This window comes from Thermoflexus sp. (assembly GCF_042408365.1).
Taxonomy (GTDB): domain Bacteria; phylum Chloroflexota; class Anaerolineae; order Thermoflexales; family Thermoflexaceae; genus Thermoflexus.
Genome location: NZ_JBHOQJ010000136.1, coordinates 1 through 5,885 on the forward strand (window position 1 = coordinate 1; position 5,885 = coordinate 5,885).

The 5,885-nt window shown below is 65.2% G+C and carries 6 protein-coding genes; all 6 read right to left on the reverse strand.

Going from position 1 to position 5,885, the window contains the following annotated elements:
• Positions 1-204: 204 nt before the first annotated feature.
• Positions 205-882: a deoxynucleoside kinase gene (locus tag ACFMO5_RS06225; protein WP_376791893.1), complete on the reverse strand. Its 678-nt coding sequence runs from the start codon at positions 880-882 to the stop codon at positions 205-207.
• Positions 883-886: 4 nt separating this feature from the next.
• The gene (locus ACFMO5_RS06230; RefSeq protein ID WP_376791894.1) at positions 887-1,489 is read right to left on the reverse strand and encodes an NUDIX hydrolase; all 603 of its coding nucleotides are present in this window, start codon (positions 1,487-1,489) and stop codon (positions 887-889) included.
• Entirely contained in the window at positions 1,486-2,010 is a 525-nt protein-coding gene (locus ACFMO5_RS06235) for a hypothetical protein (RefSeq protein ID WP_376791895.1), read from the reverse strand. Before ACFMO5_RS06235 ends, ACFMO5_RS06230 begins: the two co-directional genes overlap by 4 nt.
• A 377-nt stretch (positions 2,011-2,387) precedes the next feature.
• Positions 2,388-3,311, reverse strand: coding sequence for a cobalamin-binding protein (locus tag ACFMO5_RS06240; protein WP_376791896.1), 924 nt, complete (start codon positions 3,309-3,311; stop codon positions 2,388-2,390).
• Between the two features lie 90 nt (positions 3,312-3,401).
• The gene (locus ACFMO5_RS06245) at positions 3,402-4,370 is read right to left on the reverse strand and encodes a TIGR00269 family protein (protein ID WP_376791898.1); all 969 of its coding nucleotides are present in this window, start codon (positions 4,368-4,370) and stop codon (positions 3,402-3,404) included.
• 327 nt (positions 4,371-4,697) lie between these two features.
• A partial coding sequence (locus ACFMO5_RS06250) for a sugar transferase (protein ID WP_376791897.1) occupies positions 4,698-5,885 on the reverse strand: 1,188 nt, incomplete at its 5' end.

Below are 5,885 nucleotides of genomic sequence, written 5' to 3' on the forward strand. Positions count from 1 at the left end.
GAAGGCGCCCAGCTCGCCCCCAAACTCCCATATAGGGATGAATTCGTTAAACGTTAAATTCCATTAGCGCCCGTTCCGGCCCAGCCCCAGAAACCCCCGGAACATGGAAAAGCCCTGGATCGCAACGCCGACCTGGAGGCGGGGTGAGGCCCCCACCCGCTCGATGTCCCAACTCGTGTCCGAACCTCAGCTGGCCGAAGGGGATCAGGGGAGATCCTCCCCATCGTCCTCGAAGGTGACTACCTCCTTCCCTCGCAACTTCTCAATCACCTTATCGACGATCAGGCGGAGGTGATGAGGGTGGTGAACGAAATCCAAGCGATCCGCAGGGATGGTGAGCACGGGACACTGATCGAAGCTCCTGATCCATTCCTCGTAGAGATCGTTCAGACGGGCCAGGTAATCCGGGGCGATGGCCCGTTCGAAGGGACGGCCCCGCAGGGCGATGCGGTGTAGCAGGGTAGGGACCGAAGCCCGTAGATACAGCACCAGATCGGGGGGCGGGAGGAACATCAACAGGGTTTCGTAAAGCTCGCGGTAGACCCGCCAATCTCGTTCGCTGAGGTCTCCCCGTTCGTAAAGGTTTCTGGCGAAGATCTCCGCGTCCTCATAGATCGTGCGATCCTGGATCACGGAGTGAGGCCGCTGAAGGATCATGATGTGATGGCGGAGCCGTCGCCCCAGGAAAAAGATTTGGGAGTGGAAGCTCCAGCGGGCCATATCCTGGTAAAAATCGGCCAGGTAGGGGTTGTCATTCACCGCCTCAAAGAATGGCTCCCACCCCAGCGCCTCCGCCAGCCGCTCCGTGAGCGCCGATTTGCCCACCCCGATGTTCCCCGCGATGGCGACGAACTTCTTCCCGGAAAGGCCATAGTCGGTCACCGCCTTATCCTCCAACGATCAATCGCTCCCGATGGTGTTCCCACACGAAACGATGCCCGATCGCCCGAAAGGCCCCCCAGCCCCGCCACGGGCGATCCAATTGCTCCAAGCGGTGGGCGATCTCGGGGAGAGCCTCCGGAGGGATCCAACGGAAGGCCGCGATTTGCTCCGAGCGGTCCGCCGCCCGGGGCTCCCCCTCGGTGCGGATGTGGAAAACGAATGAAACGAACGGAAGGCCTTGGTCCAGCGCGCCTTCGGAGGGATAGAGCGTATAGGTGATCAATCCCCACCATGCGGCCGAATGCACAGGCAGGCCGGTCTCCTCCGCCATCTCCCGATGCATGGCCGCCCAAGCGGTCTCCTCCCAACCGATCCCGCCGGTCAACAGGCGGTACGCATCCGGGGGGTAAAACGCCTTGGTGTGCACCAACAGCTGGCCGTCCGGGCGTTGGATGACTAGGAGGACCTCCCCCCGACGCCGGTTCAGGCTTTGGCGCACTTCCTCCCACCAACCGTCTCCAACGACCGTCGCGTGATGCTGCGGCTGGGGGCCGAATCGAGCGATGAGGATCTCCAGCTCGGAGGGCGCGAGCAAAGGACGGTTCATGGGAGGGCCTCCTGGATGGCCTTTTCCAGCGCTTGGCGATCTCGCAGGCGCAACGCCCCCAGCCGGATCACGCCGTGGAGCGCCCCGAAGACCGGGCGCAATTCCGCATGCGGCCCCCGGAGGGGGATGATCAACAGGTCCGCCCGTGGGAAGAAGTAAGCGGTGTGGATCTGGATAGGGGGGTCGTAGCGCGCCCACACCGTCAGCGTCCGAGGCCCTTGGCGGTATTCGGACAAGGTGGCTTCGGAAAGCCCGATTCGGGGCTCGTAGCCCTCGATGTTGAAGCCGGAGAGGACCTGGTTCAGGGCCTGGTTCAGCTGATCATAACCCGGCGTTCCGGGCGTGAACACGTATTCGCGGCCCGCGGCGGTGATCCGGATCTCCGCGGCTTGGGCGTTGAGCCACGGCCAAAACCAAATCGGATCCCGGTTGGTGAGGGCGTTGACGCCCCAGATCAGCCCCAGGGCCAGCGCGGCCAGCACGATCAACGGCTCCCGCAGACGCGGCGTTCGCTCTTCCATCATGTTGGTTTCTCTCGAACGAGCGCTTCATCCGATTGAGGAAGAAGGCCAACGGCCCCACCCCTCTTCATCCCCCCTCCCCACGGCCCTTTGGGCCGTGGGGAAAAGAAATTTTTTGGGCTGAGCCGCGCGCCGAAGGCGGGCGGCTCAGCCCAAAAAGCCCCCAGAAGGAAACCCTGGGTACCCAGATGGGCGTAGCGTGAGAAGGGCGGAATCGTGATGTGGCTTCCTGCGTATTTCTTAGACACTCTCCGAGCCCGGAGGAGGGCGATCACAGCGACCTGCGGCGCTGAAGGCGCCGCCAGATGATCGTGAAGATCAGGGCGTAGATCCCGGCGAAGATCATCAGGTCCTGCCAGAATCGCATCCGATCCTCCTTATTCGCTCATGGCGAGGCGACAGGCCGCTTGATCCACCAGGTCGGTATGGAATCGATCCGGATGGAGGACGGCGGCCAACAGCTCGACGCCGTCGATGGTGCGGGGGCCGGGCCGGCTGAAGTAGGCCGAGGCCTCCAGCGCGTAGACGTTCCCCATCCGGACCGCCGGGAACCACCGCCAGAAGGGCAGGCGCTCCAGAAGCGTTCGCGCGGCGATGACCTCGGGCAATCGATAACCGCAGGGGATGAGGCCGATGACCTCGGGCTCGGCCTCCAGTGCCTCCTCCCACCGGATCCGCCGGGAGGGCTCCCCGGGCCGCCCGATGACCTCCGTTCCCCCGGCGATCTCGACCATCTTAGGGACCCAGTGGCCGCAGCCGAAGGGGGGATCGAGCCATTCCAGCAGCAGGACCCGCGGGCGGGGCGCCCCGCTCACCGCGGCCTCCACCCGGGCCAGCCGGGCGCGCCATTCCCGGATCAAGCCCTCGGCCCGCTCCGGCACCCCGGCGGCCTCCGCGATCTGGCGCAAAGCGACGAAAAGGTCCTCCAGGCGATAGGTGTTGACCCCGATCACCTGGGGCGAGGACCGAAGCCGTTGGGAGGCCCGGAGGGCCTGGCCGGCCGGGACCGCGCACACCTCGCACAGCGCCTGGGTGAGGATCAAATCGGGCTCCAGCGCGGCGAGCCGTTCTTCATCGATGAGATAGAGCGGTTCCCCACGCCGGGCCTTCTCCCGGACCGCCGCGTCGATGGCGGCGGGGTCGGTGAGCCCCTCGGGCAGGGCGCTGCGGGTGAGCCGGGGCAGCGAGGCCACGACCTCCGGCGGGAAGTCGCATTCGTGGGAGACGCCGACCAGATGGTCTTCCAGGCCGAGGGCGCACACCAGCTCCGTGGCGCCGGGGAGCAGCGAGACGATTCGCACGGTTGCCTCCCTCCGAGGCGATCCGGGAAGAAATCTCAAAACGGGTTCGAGGCCGCTGGGTTGGAACGCCGAGCGCAGGCGCGCCCGGATTCAACCCCCGGAAGTCAGGACCGGGGTCGAGAGCGGGCGCGCGGGGGATCGGCGCTCCCAGAGCCGGCAGAAGGCGCAGATCCCAGGGGCGGAGGTGGGCTGCCCACACTTCTCGCAAGCATGAAGCTCCGCCTCATCGGACCGGAAAGAGATCCAGCCCTCTTCTTTGGCTTTCAAGAAGCCCAGGTAGAAGCGCAATTTCGTGCCGGGCCGCTCTTCCTCCAACTTGGCCAGCCACTCCTTGTGGGCGATGCTGGTCGAGCCCTCGGCGTAAGGGCACTCGTCGTAGATATAGTCGATGCCTCGCAGCAGCGCGTAGGCCGCGGTCTCCCGCTCGTAGAAGCGGCAGAAGGGCTTCACTTTGCGGGCCAAGCCCGGGCGGGAGGCCGGCAACACCGGGCCTTGGCGGGCCATGTAACCGACCTGCCAGTTCATGACGTTCCCGAAGAGCACGGCCACCTCATCGTCCAGGTTGTGGCCGGTGGCCAAGGCCGCGTAGCCCCCATCGTAAGCCACGCGGTTCATAATGTAGCGCTTGATCAACCCACACACGGCGCACGGCTTGTCCCGGCCCCGCATGGTCCGAGCGGCGACCTCCGGGATCGTCTCGCCGTACATCTCTTTGACGTCGACCACGATGAGCCGGGCTTGCGGCCAGCGCTCCGTCACGAAGCGGCGGCATTTCTCGTAGGATTGGTCGGAATACTGGATGCCCCCATCGATGCCCAGGCCGATGTAGAGCCCGTCGGCCTGATAGCCCAGACGCAACAGCACATCCCACAGGCTCAGGGAGTCCTTTCCTCCGGAGACGGCCACCAGCACCCGTTCCGAACGGTCGAACATCCGGAACATCCGGATGGTCCGCTCGGTTTGCTCCACGAACCATTCCAGGTAGTGCTCCGCGCACAAGGCCAGCCGGTGCTGTCGCATCAAGATGGCCGCCTCCTGGCCGCACTTCCGACAACGGATCCGCATGTTCGATCGCTCCCCGTGAACTCCGTCTTGGGGCTTCCCAGTCGGTATAGGCCGCCGAGGGCGACCCGTCCCATTCCCAAAGGAGAATTCTAAAGCAGGGCGAGCTGTTTTGTCGAACCCTTCGCACGCGGCGGCCTCTCCAATGTGTGAGGAGGATCTTTCCGCAGGGAATTTCCGTGGGGAATGGCCGTGGGATGGGGGAGGGGCACCCTTTGTGGGTGCCCCTCCATGGGGGGCACTAGGCCTGCCCCTACAGCGGGCATCCCAGAGAATGCCTACCCTTTGCAGGAGGCGCGCCCTCCGGGGAGTGGGCATCGCATATTAGTATGCTCCCCGCTTCCGGATGACCGCCGGGATCGTCTGGGCCAGGATGGCCAGGTCCAACCACAAGCTGTAGTTGCGAATGTAGAACAGATCCAACCGCACCCGCTCGCTGTAGGGCAGATCCGCTCGCCCGGAGACCTGCCAGAGCCCGGTGATGCCGGGCTTGACGGTGAGGAGGTTCAACGCCCAGCGCCCGTAGCGGGAGATCTCCTCGGGCGTTAACATGCGCGGTCCCACCAGGCTCATCCCTCCCCGCAGGACGTTGAAGAGCTGGGGGAGCTCGTCTAAGCTCCAGCGGCGCAAGAACCGCCCGACCCGCGTGACGCGCGGGTCGTCCTTCAGCTTGTAGTTCTGCTGAAAAGCCTCCTTGAGGGCGGGGTTTTGCTCCAGAAGGGCCTCGGCGTTCACCACCATCGTGCGGAACTTGAACGCGTCGAAGAGCTTCCCCCCTAATCCAACCACACGTCGCCGGTAGAGCACCGGCCCAGGGGAGTCGAGCTTAATGGCCAGGGCGATGAGCGAAAACACCGGAGCCAGAAGGAGGAGCGCGATGGCCGTCAGGGTGTAATCCATCGCCGCCTTTAAGAATTGCTCCAGCGGCGAGAGGCGGAGCCGCCGCCAGTAGAGCAGGGGAACCCCCATCACCTCCCGCACCTCGGTCCCAGTGGCCAGGAGCTCGTAGAGGCCTGAGGAGAGGCGCAGGTTCACCTGGGGATGAAAGGCGAAGCTGCGGAAGAGCTCCACCAGGGCTTCCCGGGGCAAGGCGCTGGCGGAGACGATCACCTCGCGGACCCCGAATTGTTCGATCAAGCGGGGGAGATCCGTCAGGGTCCCCAGCACAGAGAGGCCGGGCAGCACTTCCTTACCGCGGGGAAGGCGGGAGTCCAGGACGCCCAGCAGGATCATCCCGGAGATGGGGGAGGAGCGGAGCTGCTCGGCCACCATGCGGGCTTCCTCGTCCGCGCCCACGATCAAGGCCGGGACCATCCATTTCCCCCGGGCCCGAAGGGCGTAGACGGCCCGGCGGGCGAGGAAGCGGGTGAACCCGACCATCCCAATGGAAAGCGCCCAGGAGAGCAGCAGCCAGCCCCGGGCGATCACCAGGGCGGGCTCCATGAAACTGGCCACGATCGCGGCCATCATCCCCACGCTGGCCCCTTGGATCACCCGCATGTACTCCGAGGT

What these genes read in the sequence shown, in the direction of transcription:
- ACFMO5_RS06230 (WP_376791894.1), bottom strand. Translation starts at nt 1,489, where the DNA reads ATGAACCGTCCTTTGCTCGCGCCCTCCGAGCTGGAGATCCTCATCGCT.
- ACFMO5_RS06235 (WP_376791895.1), bottom strand. Translation starts at nt 2,010, where the DNA reads ATGGAAGAGCGAACGCCGCGTCTGCGGGAGCCGTTGATCGTGCTGGCC.